Raw genomic sequence first — 14311 nt, forward strand, 5'->3', positions numbered from 1 at the left:
CTCCGGACGCTTCAGGATACATCGAACGATCCCCCTTCCCGCAGCAGGGACAGGCACTCGGAAGCCGGTACGGGGCGGGCATAGAAATACCCCTGGGCCTGGTGACACCCCCGTTCACGCAACCACCGGGCCTGATAGCGGTTCTCCACCCCTTCCGCCACCGTGGTCAAGGACAGGCTTTGGGCCAGGGCCAGCACGGCGCCGGCGATCAGCTCGGCTTCCCCGCCCATTTCCAGTTCCTTGACGAAACGCTGGTCCAGCTTGAGGCTGCTGACCGGGAAACGGCGCAGGTAGGCCAGTGAGGAGTAACCAGTACCGAAATCATCCACCGAAAGACTCACCCCCAGGCCGCACAGGGCAGTGAGTATCCGCTCCGCCACTTCCATGTCCTCCATCAGGCAGCTTTCCGTCAGCTCCAGTTCCAGGGCGCCGGCGGGCAGTCCGGAATCGGCCAGCGCCCGTTCCACCTGCTCGATGAAATTGGCCTGGTAGAGCTGCACTGCGGAGAGGTTCACCGCCATGGTGAGATCTTCAAACCCCTGCTCCCGCCATGCCTGACATTGCAGGCAGGCCTTGCGCAACACCTGTTCACCCAGGGGGATGATACTGCCGTTGGCTTCAGCTCGCGGGATGAAGACATCCGGGGGGATCATCCCGTCATCGGGGTGGCGCCAGCGCAGCAGGGCCTCGACACTGACAATGGCCCCGGTGGCCAAGTCCACCTTGGGCTGGTAGTGGAGCTCGAATTCGTCATGCTCCAGCGCCCACGCCAGGTCGCGATCCATCTGCAGCATCTCGCTGTGGCGCGACATGATCGTGGGTTCGAAAATACTGTAGCGATGCACCCGGTCGTCCTTGGCGTTCTGCACGGAAAACGCCAGGTAGGCCAGCAGCTCAGAAGCGTCATGAGGGTAAGGCGGGCAAAGGACGATGCCGATGTTGCCCTTGACCTCGATGCGCCGGGGCCCGATCTCCACCGGAGGGGTGAGGACCGACAGAAATTCCGCCGCCAGGCGTTCAGGATTGTCCAGGCGTGGGGAGTTGTGAAGCACCATGCCGAACTGATCACCGTAGATGCGGGCCATGAGAATCTCCTGCCCCACCAGCCTGCATAACCGCTCTGATATCCGGCGCAGCAATTCATCCGCCACCGACTCGCCCCAGATACGGTTGATGTCGGTAAATCCTTCCAGATCCAGGAGAAAAACCCCCAGGGACTGGCGTTCCGATCTAGCCTGGAACATCAACTGATCCAGCCGTTCCTTGAAATGATCCCGGTTGGGCAGGCCCGTGAGGGCATCGTGAGAGGCCAGGAACTGGATACGCTCCATGGCACCCGCATGCCGGCGATGGCGTTGCAACAGTGTCCTGGCGACGGTCAGGGACAGCAACAGGGTGACAACAAGCAGCGCCATGCTGATCCCGAGCAGGCTCAGCCACTGGCGCTGGCTGGCGGCCTTGATGTCGGTACCGGTATCGAGGATATCCCGCACCAGTGTGCGCTCCAGTTGATGCAACCCGTCAATCCGGTCTGAAGTAACCTGGAACCAATGCAACCCGCTCAGGCCGACGGGCTTTTGCGTCTCCCCCTTGAGGGTGATGGCGGCCCGGATATCCAGCACCTCCCGGTGAGCCGGCTGCTGCTCCAGCATCATGAGCCTGTCCCGATGGATGTCAGGCGCAAGCTTGAGAAACTGGCTGCGCTGCAGTTCCTGGATGGCAACCCGCTGGAGATAATTGCGAAAGATGACCGGATCCGGGGTAGTAGAGACCAGCCAGGCACTGCCCAGGGAGCGTTCCCGGGCGGCCTGCTCCTTGAGCATCAGCAAGGAACGATAGGCGGCCAGAAGACTCAACATACCCGGGGTTGCCCCTGCCTCGGGCGTGGAAGAAGCAATCAGGATCAGGGGGTCGATCAGATGGCCATAGGGCTCGGCGCTTTCCAGGGGCTGGAGCACATGGCGGTCCACCCGTTCGCGGTGGGCCTGCAGACGGGCGGCGCCCTCTTCCAGTTGCCGTCGGAAATCCGCCAGATCGGTGCCGGTCACCAAACGATAAATGGACTCATCCTGCTGGTAACGCTGCCAGGCTTGATCCGTGGCATCCCGGTGGGCGTCCAGGATCACGCGAAAGTCATTGTCCAGGGCACTGAGATAGCCCGCCGTGCTGCCCCGTTCCGCCTGCAGTGCATGGATCAGCGCCTTGCCGTCCAGGGCCAGTTGGGCCACCTGGATCATCCGGGTGCGCTCCTCGTGGCGCTGATGATGCTCCCCAAGGGCAATGGCCGCCATGATCAGGAATGCCGTCATGGGTATTGCCACGGTGGCGGCGATGCGTAGCCAAAGCCTGTCCATGCCTCCCCCAAGTGGTGATGAAACCGCTTGATTCATAGGATACATAATCGCAGCATACCGGAATCATGAATTCATCTTTTCACAACCGTTTATCAAAGAACCTTCGCCACTGGTCAAAATGGGCCCGACGGCGGGGCATCGAATGCTTCCGGGTCTATGACCGGGATATCCCGGAGTTTCCCGTGGCGGTGGACGTGTACGCGGGAATGCCTCATGTGCAGGTCTACGAAACCCGCTGGGAAGCGGATGATGCAGCCTATGGCACCTGGGTGGACGGGGTCCGCGAGACGGTGGGTGCCGTTTTCGGGCTGTCGCCGCAGGCGCTGGCGATGAAGGTCAGACGGCGCCAGAAAGGGACCGAGCAGTACGAGAAGACCGGGCAGGAAGGTGATGAGCTGATCGTGTCGGAGGATGGACTGAGGTTCTCAGTGAACCTGCATGCCTATCTGGATACGGGGCTGTTCCTGGATCATCGCCAAACCCGGGCGATGGTGCGGGAACGCAGCGAGGGCAAGCGGTTTTTGAATCTGTTTGCCTATACCGGGAGCTTTTCAGTACATGCGGCGGCGGGTGGCGCCCTGGAGAGCCTGACCCTGGATCTGTCGCGGACCTATCAGGAGTGGTCGTTGCGGAATTTCCAGCTCAACGGGCTGGATCTTCAGCGTCACCGGCTGGAGCGGGTGGACGTGATGCAGTGGCTGGAGGATGCGCCGCGCCTGGGCCGGCGTTATGACCTGATCGTGATGGACCCGCCCTCTTTTTCCAATTCCAAGAAGATGACGGCGACCCTGGATGTGCAGCGGGATCATGCCTGGATGATCAACCGCTGCCTGGGTCTGCTTTCGGCCCGGGGGGAGCTGTTCTTTTCCAACAACCGGCGGGGTTTCAAGCTCTATGAGGACGAGTTGTCCCCCTGCCAAGTGGAGGAGATCACCCGTCACACAGTGCCCGAGGATTTCGGTCGCGGCCGACCGCACCGATGCTGGATCATCCGGCGGTTGGAGGATTAGCGCCGCTTCCCCGTCAGCGAACCCAGCAGGCCCCGCACGATCTGGCGCCCGATCTGGGTGCCCACCGCCCGGGCGGTGCTCTTGGCAGTGGCCGCGAGCACGCTGTCGCCCCGCCGGGATGCGCCGCCACCACTGCCGCGACGACTGCGCGCCGCCTGCTGGGTGGTGACCGTTGTGGTGGGTTCGCTCAGGGCCGCTTCCGCCTGTCGCTGCAGGATTTCATAGGCCGATTCCCGATCCACCGGGGTGTCGTAGACACCCGCCAGGGGCGAGGCCTGGATCCGCTCACGACGCTCCGCGTCGCTCAGCGGCCCCATGCGGCTGGCGGGAGGACGAATCAGGGTAAGCTCCACCGGCGTGGGCTGGCCCCGCTCGTCCAGCACCGATACCAAAGCCGAACCGGTGCTCAGCTCCATGATCACCGCCTCCGTATTCAGGCCCGGCTTGGCCCGGAAGGTCTGGGCCGCCGCCTTCACCGCCTTCTGATCCCGGGGGGTAAAGGCCCGCAGGGCATGCTGGATACGGTTGCCCAGCTGCCCCAGCACCGGCTCGGGCAGATCCAGGGGATTCTGGGTGACGAAATACACCCCCACCCCCTTGGAACGGATCAGCCGCACCACCTGCTCGATGCGGTCGGTCAGGGACTTGGGAGCATCCTTGAATAGCAGGTGGGCCTCGTCGAAGAACAGGACGAAACGGGGCTTGTCCGCGTCGCCCACCTCCGGCAACTGCTCGAACAGCTCCGACAACAGCCACAGCAGCAGGGTGGAGTACACCAGGGGACTGGCCCGGTACAGACGCTCCGCATACAGGATGTTGACCACGCCCCGCCCCTGCTCGTCGGTCTGCAGGAAATCCTCCAGGGTCACCGCCGGCTCACCGAAGAACTGCTCCGCGCCCTGGGACTCCAGGGTGAGCAGGCTGCGCTGAATGGCCCCCAAGCTGGCGGGGGCGATGTTGCCGTAGGTACGGCTCAGGGTCTGACGCTGTTCTCCCACCCAGTTGACCATGGCGCGCAGGTCTTTCAGGTCCAGCAGCAGCCAGCCGTTGTCGTCGGCCACCCGGAAGACAAGCTGCATCAGCCCGCTCTGGGTCTCGTTGAGGTTCATCAGCCGGCTGAGCAGGGTGGGTCCCAGGTCGGCAATGGTCAGGCGCAGGGGATGACCCTGTTCGCCGAATACATCCCAGAACACAGTGGGGGCGCCGTGCATTTCCAGATCGTCCAGGCCCACCTGCCCTGCCCGTTCCCGTACCCGGTCATTCATCTGGCCGGGGGCGGCGATGCCGGAAAAGTCACCCTTGATGTCCGGCACGAACACCGGCACACCCAGGTCCGAAAAGGACTGGGCCAGTGTCTGCAGGGTGATGGTCTTGCCGGTACCGGTGGCGCCGGCGATGAGGCCGTGGCGATTGGCCATGCGCGGGGTGATGGCCACCGGGTGGCCGTCCGCGGCACCGATCAGCAGGGGATGTGCGTTCAAGAGCGGTCTCCTTGTTCATGGGTCACGTAGATCAGTCCGTCCACGTCGTAATCCAGTTCCCGGGCCTGCGCGACCAGCCGCCGGACCACGTCGGGGTCCAGCTCGGGGCTGCGCGCCAGGATCCAGAGATAGGAACGGGTGGGACCGGTCACCATGGCGTATTGATAGTCGTCCTTGTCCAGGGCAATGATGTTGTAGGCGCCATGAAACGGTCCGAAGAAGGATACCTTGAGGCGGCCCACGGTGGGAGACTCGATGAACCGGGCCACCCCTCTCGCCTCCCGCCAAACCTCCCGGTCCGGGTGATAGCCCCGGTTGAGCACGCTGATGGCGCCGTCTTCACGCAGTTCGTAATGGGCCGTGACATCGGTCAGGCGCCGTTCGAAGGAATGATCCAGCCGGGCGATGGAGTACCAGGTACCCAGGTAACGCTCGGCCTCCAGCCCCCGGACCGGCTCCACCCCCTTGGGGAGGCCGGTGCACCCGGCCAGCAGGAACAGGGCCGTCACGAACAGGCACAGACGCGCCCCCACGGACAGGGTGTTGCGGAAAAGCCAAGGGTTCATCAGTTTGCCTCGCTTTCGAACAGGATGCGGTAGGGATGGGCGTCGAACAGGGCTTCGATCCTTGCAATGCGCCCTTCCCTGACCTGCGCCCACTGCACCACGTCGACCTTCATCTTTTCGGAGATCTGGACATGGAACACCATGTAATGGCACACATCGGGGCCATCGACAAACTGCCTGCGGATCTCGATGCGCTGCAGGATGCCGCCGGTCAGGGACAGGTGTTCGATGAAGCGCCCGGCATCGTCGAACCGATGGATGGGGCTGATGTAACTAAATGAGTGCTCGTCCAGCAAGGCATGCGCGCGGTCATAGTCATGCCGTTCAATGGCCCGCAGGTAGTGGTTGACCACCGTTTCCGGGGCCGGATTGTCAGGGGATGCCGTCATCGGACTCAGGCGACCTCTTGCAGTACCGGGGTGCGGGACGGCTGATCCACTTCGGCCATGCGCCGTGCCAGGCGATCCCGAGACGCCATGGGATCCTCATCGGCATCATCGCCCGCCGCCCGACGCTGCTCCGCACCCTCCTCGGCGGCGGCACGCGCCTCTTCCTGACGCTGGGTCCGGGCGTCGCCGCGGGCCTGGGATTCCATCATCCTGGCCTGGGCCGCCACCCGATAATCCTGCGGTGACGGGTCGGCCGGAGCCATGGCGGCGGCCTGGATCACCCGTGCCTTCTGGATCGCCTCTTCCGGGTCGGCGGGGCGGGATGTATCAATGGAGACCTCGCCGCCCACCGCGTAGCGACGCCCGTCCGGGCCGGTCTGGTAGTCATAGCTGGCACCACTGGTGACGTAGCGACCGCCGACAGCCACATGGGCCTGTTCATGGGCGCGGACGTCGCGATCCCGCTGCTGCAGCTCCCGCAGCATCCGTTCCTCTTCCGGGGTGAGTTCCGTCACGCCTCGGGGGCGCTCGCGCCCGGTCTCGGCTTCCGCGGTGTCCCGGGTTTCTTCTACCGGACCATCGGGGCCTGCCCGTTCCTCCACTGAATCGAACGCCTCCGGGGGACGCTGGACATCATCCGGTCGGGCACTGGCCCCGAGGGGGACCGTGGCAGCGCTGAGGGCGTTGTTGATGTACATGTGAAAGGTCCGGGCGCCGATCTATATAGGGACGCTAGTTCGGGGGCACCGGGCTGTCAAGGAACAGAGTCCGGCAAGGGCATTAAACCAGATATGTGGCCCATGTCTCGTTCATGTTGTGTTCAGCCATGCTGGAGGAAACTGTACCCGAGGCTGGAGGAAAGATCATCAATCTCCCCGGCCAGTGTTATGAAACTTCAGCGAGAAGGAGAATGACCATGAAAACCCTGAACAACAATGTGAGCCGTCGCCGTTTCCTGCAATTCGGGGCCTATGGCCTGGTGGCCGTTCCCGTGATAGGTGCCCTGGGCTGGGCCACCGCCGCGCAGGCCGCCGACAAGGTGGATGAAAGCTCGGACACCGCTCAGGCCCTGGGCTATCGCCATGATGCCTCCACCGTGGACCATCCCGCCTATGTGGAGGGCAACAAGTGCGCCAACTGTCTGCTTTACACCGATACCGGTGGTGACTGGGGTCCCTGTGCCGTGTTCCCCGGACAGCAGGTGGCCGCCAAGGGCTGGTGCACGGCCTGGGTGGCGCGGTCGTAAGGCCGCTCTCCCCTCACCCCCGACCCGTCTCCCCCCGTGGAAGAGGGGTCGGGGTGAGGAAGCGAGCCGCAACGGGTTTCAGGGGAAACCAAAATTGACCAATCCCAAGGGTGGTTCCACACGCTGAATCATGTAGACTTCCGGGCTGTCTGCCCGCCTATCCGGCCTGCCGGACAGTGGGTGTGGCCCCAATGTCTACATAGAGCAGCTAACCATGGCATCGACCGAACGTCTTTTGTTGAGCGGCAACGAGGCTGTCGCGCTGGCCTCCCTGCACGCCGGTGTACGCCTCGGAACCGGATACCCGGGCACCCCCTCCACCGAGATCCTGGAAGCCTTCTCCCTGATCGGCGGACCCGCCCAATGGTCCCCCAACGAGAAGGTGGCCCTGGAAGTGGCCCTGGGCGTCTCCTTTGCCGGCGGCCGCACCCTGGTCACGATGAAGCACGTGGGCGTGAACGTGGCCGCCGACCCCCTGTTCACCGCCGCCTACATCGACCTGACCGGCGGCCTGGTGCTGATCTCCGCCGATGATCCGGGCATGGCGTCCAGCCAGAACGAGCAGGACAACCGCCACTATGCCCGCGCCGCCATCGTGCCCATGCTGGAGCCCTCCGATTCCCAGGAGGCCTACGACTTCACCCTGGCCGCCTTCGAGCTCTCCGAGCGCTGGCGCGTCCCGGTGATCCTGCGCATGACCACCCGCATCTGTCACGCCAAGACCGAAGTGATTCCGGGTGAACCCCGGCCGTCCGACATGGAACCCCATTTCGAGCGTGACATCCCCGGCCGCGTGATGATCCCCGCCTATGCCCGTCCGGCGCACCACAAGGTCCGCGCCAAGATGGAAGAAATCGCCCGCTGGAACGAAGAGAGCGGTCTGAACCGCATCTATCCCGGCGACAAGTCCCTGGGCATCATTGCCTCGGGCATCTCGGTGATGCATGCCCGCGAGGCTGCCCCCGACGCCACCGTGCTGGCCCTGGGGCTGACCTGGCCGCTGCCCATGCAGATGATCACCGACTTCGTCAACAGCGTGGACCGCTGCATCGTCATCGAGGAAGGGGATCACCTGCTGTACGAAGCCCTCACTGTGGCCGGACTGAGGGTGGAAGGCAAGCCGGAGATGTACCGCTTCAGTGAACTGAACGTGTCCCGGGTGCGCCGCATCATTGCCGGCGATGTGAGCCCCGAGGCCCCCCGTCCCCGCGGCAAGCCCCCGGAACTGTGCCAGGGCTGTTCCCACCGAGAGGTGTTCGAGGCACTGAGCCGCCTGGACTGCATCGTCTCAGGCGACATCGGCTGCTACACCCTGGGCGTGCTGCCCCCGTTCGAGGCCATGGACACCTGCGTGTGCATGGGCGCCGCCATCGGTGTGGGCCTGGGCCTGCGGCATGTACTGCCCGAGGCCGAGGCCCGGCGGGTGGTCAGCGTCATCGGGGATTCCACCTTCGTGCACTCCGGTCTGACCGGCATCGCCGAGATGGTGTACAACCCGCCGCCCACCGGCCATGTGGTCCTGATCGTGGACAACAGCACCACCGCCATGACCGGTCGCCAGGAACATCCGGGGACCGGCCGCAGCCTGAACCATGAGCCGACCAACAGGATGGACTTCGTGGCCGTGTGCAAGGCCATGGGCGTGAAAAACGTCGAGGTGGTGGACCCGCAGAAGGATGAAGCGAAGTTCGAGGAGGTCCTCAAGGACATGATGGCCCGGGACGAGTTGTCCGTGCTGATCGCCGAGCGGCCCTGCATCCTGGCGGCGCCGCTGATCCGCAAGCTGGAAAAGGCCGAGGAAGAGAAGCGTTGCGCCGGAAGCTGCGCGGCCGCGCCGGTGGAATGACCCATCCAACGAATCTTTAGGGGATCATCAATGGCAGTTACCAACGTAGTGCTGGCCGGCCTGGGCGGACAGGGCGTGGTCAAGGCATCCGACCTGCTCTCCACCACCGCTTTCTCCAGCGGGTTGCAGGTCAAGAAGAGTGAAGTCCACGGTATGAGCCAGCGTGGCGGCTCCGTCACCACAGACGTGCGCTTCGGCAAACAGGTTCTCAGCCCCATGGTGCCCATGGGCGAGGCGGATTTCCTGATGGTGTTCGAATCCAGTCAGGTGGACATCAACCTGGGCTGGCTGCGTCCCGGCGGCGTCCTGATCACCCCGGACCTGATCCCGGAAGGTGAACTGAAGAACCGCAAGAGCCTGAATGTGGCCCTGCTGGGTGCCGCATCCATGGTGATGGACTTCTCCGAACAGGAATGGGTGGCGGCCATCCATCACTGTTTCCCGCCCAAGCTCCATGCCGTCAATGAGCACGCCTTTGCCCTGGGGCGCAAACTGGGGGCGGAACTGTCCCGCCCGGAAGTGATTGAGGGGGTTTGAATGCTGACCGAACGCTGGAATGACGTGGAGGGTGGATTCCACCCCGCCAGTGCACCCGACTATCTGCCCGTGGAACGTCTGCGGGAAGTGCAGCTACGGCGCCTGCGCGCCGTGGTGACACGCGCCTATGACAACGTGGAACTGTTCCGCTCCCGCATGCAGGAACGGGGACTGACCCCGGCGGACATCAGGACCCTGGAGGACATCGCTCAACTGCCCTTCACCGTCAAGGTGGACCTGCGCGACACCTATCCCTTCGGCCTGTTCGCCAGCCCCATGAGCGAGATCGTGCGCCTGCACGCCTCCTCCGGAACCACCGGCAAGCCCATCGTGGTGGCCTACACCCGCGAGGACCTGAACGTCTGGGCCGAAGTGATGACCCGCACCTTCGCCTCCTGCGGCCTGCACCGGGGTGACATTGTGCAGAATGCCTTCGGCTACGGCCTGTTCACCGGCGGTCTGGGCGCCCACTACGGGGCCGAGGCCCTGGGGGCAACGGTGATCCCCGTCTCCGGCGGCAACACCGAGCGCCAATTGATGGTGATGAAGGACTTCAACGTCAGCGCCGTCTGCGCCACCCCCAGCTACTTCATCCATGTGATCGAACGGGCCCTGGACCTGGGTCTGGACCTGCGGGAACTGCCCCTGCATACCGGCATCTTCGGTGCCGAGCCCTGGAGCGAGGAAATGCGTCAGCGCATCCAGGAAGGGGCCGGCATCAGGGCCTACGACATCTACGGCCTGTCGGAGATCATCGGCCCCGGGGTGGGCAGCGAGTGCGAGCATCAGGACGGCCTGCACATCTTCGAGGATCACTTCTATCCGGAGATCATCGATCCGGAGACCGGCGCGGTACTGCCCGACGGCGAGGAAGGGGAGCTGGTGCTCACCACCCTGAGCAAGCAGGCCATGCCCGTCATCCGCTACCGCACCCGTGACATCACCCGCATCATCACCGAGACCTGCGGCTGCGGCCGCAGTCTGCGCCGCATCCGTCGCGTGGGACGCCGCTCGGATGACATGTTCATCATCCGCGGTGTAAACGTGTTCCCGTCCCAGGTGGAAGCGGCGCTGCTGGCGGTGGAAGGCACCCTGCCCCACTACCAGATCATCCTCACCCGCGACCACGGTCTGGACCAGATGGCGGTGGAAGTGGAAGTGACGCCCGAAGTCTTCAGCGACAAGGTCCGCGCCCTGGAGGATGTCCGCGCCGAACTGGCCAAGGCCATCGAGCAGATCATCGGCATCCGCGTGGCCCTGCGCCTGGTGGAACCCCGTACCATCGCCCGCAGTGAAGGCAAGGCCAAGCGGGTGATCGACAAGCGTGCCATCTAGCCGGTCCGCATCAAGGAGTATCGTTACATGAAGCTGCAACAGCTTTCCGTGTTTCTGGAGAACCGTCCCGGGCATCTGGCGGAGCCTCTGGCCCTGCTGTCCCGGGAAGGCATCAATATCCTGAGCCTGTCCCTGGCGGACACCTCGGACTTCGGTATCCTGCGCATGATCGTGCGTGACTGGGAGCGGGCCGCGCAGGTGCTCAAGGCCGACGACTGGGTGGTCAAGCTCACCGAAGTGGTGGCGGTGGACGTGGAGGACCGTCCGGGCGGCCTGGCCGAGGTGCTGCGGGCGGCCGGACGGGCAGAACTCAAGATCGAATACATGTACGCCTTCTCCCTGCGGCGCAACAACCGGGCCGCCCTGATCTTCCGCTTCGAGGAACCGGACCGGGCCATCGACGTCCTCTCCGCCGCCGGTTGCCATGTAATCGAGGCGGAAGAACTCTTCGCCGCAGTGGAATAAACAGGACACTCACGGCCATGCCGCTGCCCTTCAAGGAACACCCGCTACGCCATGCACTGACCACAGAACTGCATGCCCGCACCTTTGAACCTATCAAGGCACCGGCCAGGGTCTCGCACCTGGCCTTCATCTGCGGGGAACGGGGCAGCGGCCGCAACACGGCACATTTGGTCAAGCTGCTGGAATTCTTCGATGCCCCGGTGCCGGAATCCGTGGGCCAGTACCACGTGGCAAACCTGGGTGGCATCCGGCTGCACTGGGAACGGCACACCGAGTTCGTCACCTATACCTTCACCGAACTCGGCCCCTACCGTCACCCCTTCGAGAATCAGGTGATCGAACGCCTGCCGACGGAATGGTTGGCGGCCTCGCCGGGGGAACTGGTGACCGCCGTTTCCCTGGTACTGGAATCGAAGGAGATGCCGGAGCGCAGCCCGGCTGAACTGTCCAAGCTGTTCGATCACAACATCGTCATCGGCTCCGAGGTAGTAGGTGGGCTGGGACGGGCCTGGTCGGATCTGCGCATTCACGCCGATGGTTACGCCCGCATCCTGCTGCGTAACGAAGGCCTCACCGATGCCCAGGCGGGGCGCCTGGTGAAGCGGGTACTGGAACTCAATGCCTACCGGGCCATGACCCTGCTGGGACTACCCATGGCCCGCAAGGTCAGCCGTACCCTGGACGCGGCGGACCGACGGCTGGCGGAACTGGCCTTCAGCATGACGATACAACCCCAGCAGGAACACGGGCAGCCCGTGGAAAGCCGGTTGCTGTCCGAACTCACCAGCCTGGCTGCCGAGATCGAATCCGTGGCCGCCCAAACCACCTACCGCTTCGAGGCCACCCGAGCCTATTACAGGGTGGTCAAACAGCGTCTGGAACAATTGCGCCAGCGCCGCATCATCGGCTTGCAGACCTTCACCGAGTTTCTGGATGTCCGCCTGGCGCCGGCGGTGACCACCTGCGAATCCGTGAGTAGCCGCCAGAGAGATCTGGCGGAGCGGGCGGCCCGCCTCACGGCCCTGCTCCGGGCCCGGGTGGAAGTCGGCCTGCAGGCCCAGAACCGCAACCTGCTCGAATCCATGGACCGCCGCGCCAAGCTGCAACTGCGCCTGCAAGAGACGGTGGAAGGCCTGTCGGTCATCGCCATCGGTTATTACGGCGTGGGCCTGGTGGGGTATCTGCTCAAGGGCCTGGAGTCCCAGGGGTTGCCCATCAACGCCACCCTGGGCATGGGTATTGCCATGCCCATCGTGGTACTCAGCGCCTGGTTCTTCCTCAAACGGGTGAAGAAGCGCCTGATGCAGGGGCACGGCGAATAGATCAGGTAAGGTATTTCTCCCGCAGGGCCACCTTGTTGGTCTTGCCCACCGAAGTCTTGTCCACCTGATCCACGAGGCGCACCTTCAGCAGGATGGACTCCTTGGGCAGCATGCCCTTGTCGACGAATTCCCGCACATGCCGGGTCAGCTCACGCTCGTCCGGCTCACTGCCTGTGCGGGGCACCACCAGGGCCAGGGGGATCTCGCCCCAGCGAGCCGCCGGTTGCCCAATGACGGCAACCTCGGAAACGTCCGGGTGCTGCATGAGGACATCCTCCAGTTCCAGGGAGCTGAGCCATTCCCCGCCCACCTTGATCACATCCTTGGTGCGATCCGTGATGCGGATACTTCCCCCCGGCTCCCGGCAGGCCACGTCGTGGGTATGCAGCCATCCCCCGGCCCAGAGCCGTTCGGACTGTTTCTCGTCCTTCAGATACCCTTGGGTCAGCCAGGGTGCGCGGACCTGCACCTCGCCCGGCGCATGATCATCGTTGGCCACCTCCCCGCCCTCGGCATCCACCACCCGCAAGGCCACCAGCGGCAGGGGGCGACCGGTACGGACGCGGCGGTCGATCTGTTCGTCCATCGGCAGCGCCAGTTCATCGTCGCTCAGTTGGGACAGGGTGAGGATGGGACAGGTCTCGGACATGCCGTAACCGGTATAGATATCCACGCCGCGGCTCAGGGCCTGACGGCACAGGGCTTTGGGCAGGCTGGAACCACCGATCAGTACCTTCCAGCGGGAGAGGTCACAGTCCCGGTTTTTAGGATCATTGAGCAGCATGTGCAGGATGGTGGGCACGCAGTGGCTGAAGGTGACACCTTCCGTTTCAATGAGCCGGGCCAACTGATGAGGGATGTACTTGCCCGGATAGACCTGCTTCACCCCCAGCAACGTAGCCATGTAGGGAATGCCCCAGGCATGGACATGAAACATCGGAGTGATGGGCATGTAGACATCGGCCCGGTGGAAGCGACCCTGGGTACTGTTGGAGGCCAGGGTCATCAAGGTGGCCAGGGTATGCAATACCAGCTGGCGATGGCTGAAATACACGCCCTTGGGCAGACCGGTAGTGCCGGTGGTATAGAAGCAGGTGGCCCGGGTGTTCTCGTCCAGATCCGGAAAGGTTTCCAGGGGCTCTGCCGCCTGCAGCAACTGCTCGTACTCGCCCACGAAATTCAGCCCCGCGGGGTCGATACAGCCGACCACCTCATCAGACGCTTCATCCGTCAACCGGATGAACTTCTGCACCGACTCGATCCGGCCTCGAATCGGGGCCAGCAAGGGGATGAACTCATCGTGGACCAGGATCAGGTCATCTTCGGCGTGACTGATGGTATAGACCAGCTGTTCACTGGACAGACGCACATTGATGGTGTGCAACACGGCCCCGATCATGGGCACGGCAAAGTAGCATTCCAGATAGCGGTGGCTATCGTAGTCCATCACCGCCACGGTATCCCCCGGCCCGATGCCCTGGGCCTTGAGCATTGCCGCCAGCCTTGCGACCCGCTGCCGGAATTCGGCGTAACTGACACGACGATCCCCCTTGTAGACGATCTCTTGTGCCGGATCGTAATGAACGGGAGAAAACAGCAGGTGCTTGATCAGCAGGGCAGGCAAGGAACCCATGGGCATGACATGAACTCTCCTTTTTGGGCAACATTGCCTGGGAATATACAGGATGAATCCATGCCGGTTGTCGGACGTTCACTGCCGATAATGAGGCTCAATGACAAAACTCAAAGCCTGGACGTTC

Annotated in this window: 13 protein-coding genes; 7 read left to right on the top strand and 6 right to left on the bottom strand. The window is 63.7% G+C overall.

What is annotated here, in order from left to right:
- Positions 1 to 11: 11 nt before the first annotated feature.
- Entirely contained in the window at positions 12 to 2354 is a 2343-nt protein-coding gene (locus CKO35_RS03705; protein ID WP_200172780.1) for a putative bifunctional diguanylate cyclase/phosphodiesterase, read from the bottom strand.
- Positions 2355 to 2419: 65 nt separating this feature from the next.
- Between CKO35_RS03705 and CKO35_RS03710 the strand changes: the two genes are divergently transcribed.
- Positions 2420 to 3364 (top strand): class I SAM-dependent methyltransferase, encoded by a 945-nt coding sequence (locus CKO35_RS03710; protein ID WP_200172782.1) that lies wholly within the window; start codon positions 2420 to 2422, stop codon positions 3362 to 3364.
- Here the strand turns inward: CKO35_RS03710 and CKO35_RS03715 are convergent.
- The 4 genes from CKO35_RS03715 to CKO35_RS03730 are packed head-to-tail and all read right to left on the bottom strand — an operon-like array spanning position 3361 to position 6498.
- Positions 3361 to 4845: a helicase HerA-like domain-containing protein gene (locus tag CKO35_RS03715; protein WP_200172784.1), complete on the bottom strand. Its 1485-nt coding sequence runs from the start codon at positions 4843 to 4845 to the stop codon at positions 3361 to 3363. The genes CKO35_RS03710 and CKO35_RS03715 overlap by 4 nt on opposite strands.
- Positions 4842 to 5411 carry a lipocalin family protein gene (locus CKO35_RS03720; RefSeq protein ID WP_200172786.1) on the bottom strand — a complete coding sequence of 190 codons (570 nt, stop codon included), beginning with the start codon at positions 5409 to 5411 and terminating at the stop codon, positions 4842 to 4844. The genes CKO35_RS03715 and CKO35_RS03720 overlap by 4 nt, the downstream gene beginning before the upstream one ends.
- Positions 5411 to 5800 carry a nuclear transport factor 2 family protein gene (locus tag CKO35_RS03725; RefSeq protein ID WP_200172788.1) on the bottom strand — a complete coding sequence of 130 codons (390 nt, stop codon included), beginning with the start codon at positions 5798 to 5800 and terminating at the stop codon, positions 5411 to 5413. The genes CKO35_RS03720 and CKO35_RS03725 overlap by 1 nt, the downstream gene beginning before the upstream one ends.
- A gap of 5 nt (positions 5801 to 5805) precedes the next feature.
- Positions 5806 to 6498, bottom strand: coding sequence for a putative metalloprotease CJM1_0395 family protein (locus CKO35_RS03730; protein ID WP_200172790.1), 693 nt, complete (start codon positions 6496 to 6498; stop codon positions 5806 to 5808).
- A gap of 218 nt (positions 6499 to 6716) precedes the next feature.
- On the opposite strand from CKO35_RS03730, the gene CKO35_RS03735 reads away from it, so the two are divergent.
- The 6 genes from CKO35_RS03735 (at position 6717) to CKO35_RS03760 (ending at position 12551) form a co-directional block, all read left to right on the top strand.
- On the top strand, positions 6717 to 7046 hold the full coding sequence (locus CKO35_RS03735) for a high-potential iron-sulfur protein (protein WP_200172792.1): 330 nt from the start codon (positions 6717 to 6719) through the stop codon (positions 7044 to 7046).
- A 214-nt stretch (positions 7047 to 7260) separates the two neighbouring features.
- The gene (locus CKO35_RS03740; protein WP_200172794.1) at positions 7261 to 8892 is read left to right on the top strand and encodes a thiamine pyrophosphate-dependent enzyme; all 1632 of its coding nucleotides are present in this window, start codon (positions 7261 to 7263) and stop codon (positions 8890 to 8892) included.
- Positions 8893 to 8922: 30 nt separating this feature from the next.
- Positions 8923 to 9429, top strand: coding sequence for an indolepyruvate oxidoreductase subunit beta (locus tag CKO35_RS03745; RefSeq protein ID WP_200172796.1), 507 nt, complete (start codon positions 8923 to 8925; stop codon positions 9427 to 9429).
- Positions 9430 to 10764, top strand: coding sequence for a phenylacetate--CoA ligase family protein (locus CKO35_RS03750; RefSeq protein WP_200172798.1), 1335 nt, complete (start codon positions 9430 to 9432; stop codon positions 10762 to 10764).
- A 27-nt stretch (positions 10765 to 10791) separates the two neighbouring features.
- Positions 10792 to 11229 (top strand): ACT domain-containing protein, encoded by a 438-nt coding sequence (locus CKO35_RS03755; protein WP_200172800.1) that lies wholly within the window; start codon positions 10792 to 10794, stop codon positions 11227 to 11229.
- 17 nt (positions 11230 to 11246) lie between these two features.
- Positions 11247 to 12551 (top strand): DUF3422 family protein, encoded by a 1305-nt coding sequence (locus CKO35_RS03760; RefSeq protein ID WP_200172802.1) that lies wholly within the window; start codon positions 11247 to 11249, stop codon positions 12549 to 12551.
- Position 12552: 1 nt separating this feature from the next.
- Here the strand turns inward: CKO35_RS03760 and CKO35_RS03765 are convergent, their stop codons facing one another.
- Positions 12553 to 14190 carry a fatty acid--CoA ligase gene (locus CKO35_RS03765; protein WP_200172804.1) on the bottom strand — a complete coding sequence of 546 codons (1638 nt, stop codon included), beginning with the start codon at positions 14188 to 14190 and terminating at the stop codon, positions 12553 to 12555.
- Positions 14191 to 14311 lie beyond the last annotated feature (121 nt).

Origin of the sequence: Ectothiorhodospira shaposhnikovii, assembly GCF_016584105.1 — a bacterium.
Lineage (GTDB): Bacteria > Pseudomonadota > Gammaproteobacteria > Ectothiorhodospirales > Ectothiorhodospiraceae > Ectothiorhodospira > Ectothiorhodospira shaposhnikovii.

Bases quoted from the DNA above. Each gene is read 5' to 3' on its own strand.
- CKO35_RS03705 (WP_200172780.1), bottom strand. From the start codon at position 2,354: ATGGACAGGCTTTGGCTACGCATCGCCGCCACCGTGGCAATACCCATG.
- CKO35_RS03710 (WP_200172782.1), top strand. From the start codon at position 2,420: ATGAATTCATCTTTTCACAACCGTTTATCAAAGAACCTTCGCCACTGG.
- CKO35_RS03720 (WP_200172786.1), bottom strand. From the start codon at position 5,411: ATGAACCCTTGGCTTTTCCGCAACACCCTGTCCGTGGGGGCGCGTCTG.
- CKO35_RS03725 (WP_200172788.1), bottom strand. From the start codon at position 5,800: ATGACGGCATCCCCTGACAATCCGGCCCCGGAAACGGTGGTCAACCAC.
- CKO35_RS03730 (WP_200172790.1), bottom strand. From the start codon at position 6,498: ATGTACATCAACAACGCCCTCAGCGCTGCCACGGTCCCCCTCGGGGCC.
- CKO35_RS03735 (WP_200172792.1), top strand. From the start codon at position 6,717: ATGAAAACCCTGAACAACAATGTGAGCCGTCGCCGTTTCCTGCAATTC.
- CKO35_RS03740 (WP_200172794.1), top strand. From the start codon at position 7,261: ATGGCATCGACCGAACGTCTTTTGTTGAGCGGCAACGAGGCTGTCGCG.
- CKO35_RS03745 (WP_200172796.1), top strand. From the start codon at position 8,923: ATGGCAGTTACCAACGTAGTGCTGGCCGGCCTGGGCGGACAGGGCGTG.
- CKO35_RS03750 (WP_200172798.1), top strand. From the start codon at position 9,430: ATGCTGACCGAACGCTGGAATGACGTGGAGGGTGGATTCCACCCCGCC.
- CKO35_RS03755 (WP_200172800.1), top strand. From the start codon at position 10,792: ATGAAGCTGCAACAGCTTTCCGTGTTTCTGGAGAACCGTCCCGGGCAT.
- CKO35_RS03760 (WP_200172802.1), top strand. From the start codon at position 11,247: ATGCCGCTGCCCTTCAAGGAACACCCGCTACGCCATGCACTGACCACA.
- CKO35_RS03765 (WP_200172804.1), bottom strand. From the start codon at position 14,190: ATGCCCATGGGTTCCTTGCCTGCCCTGCTGATCAAGCACCTGCTGTTT.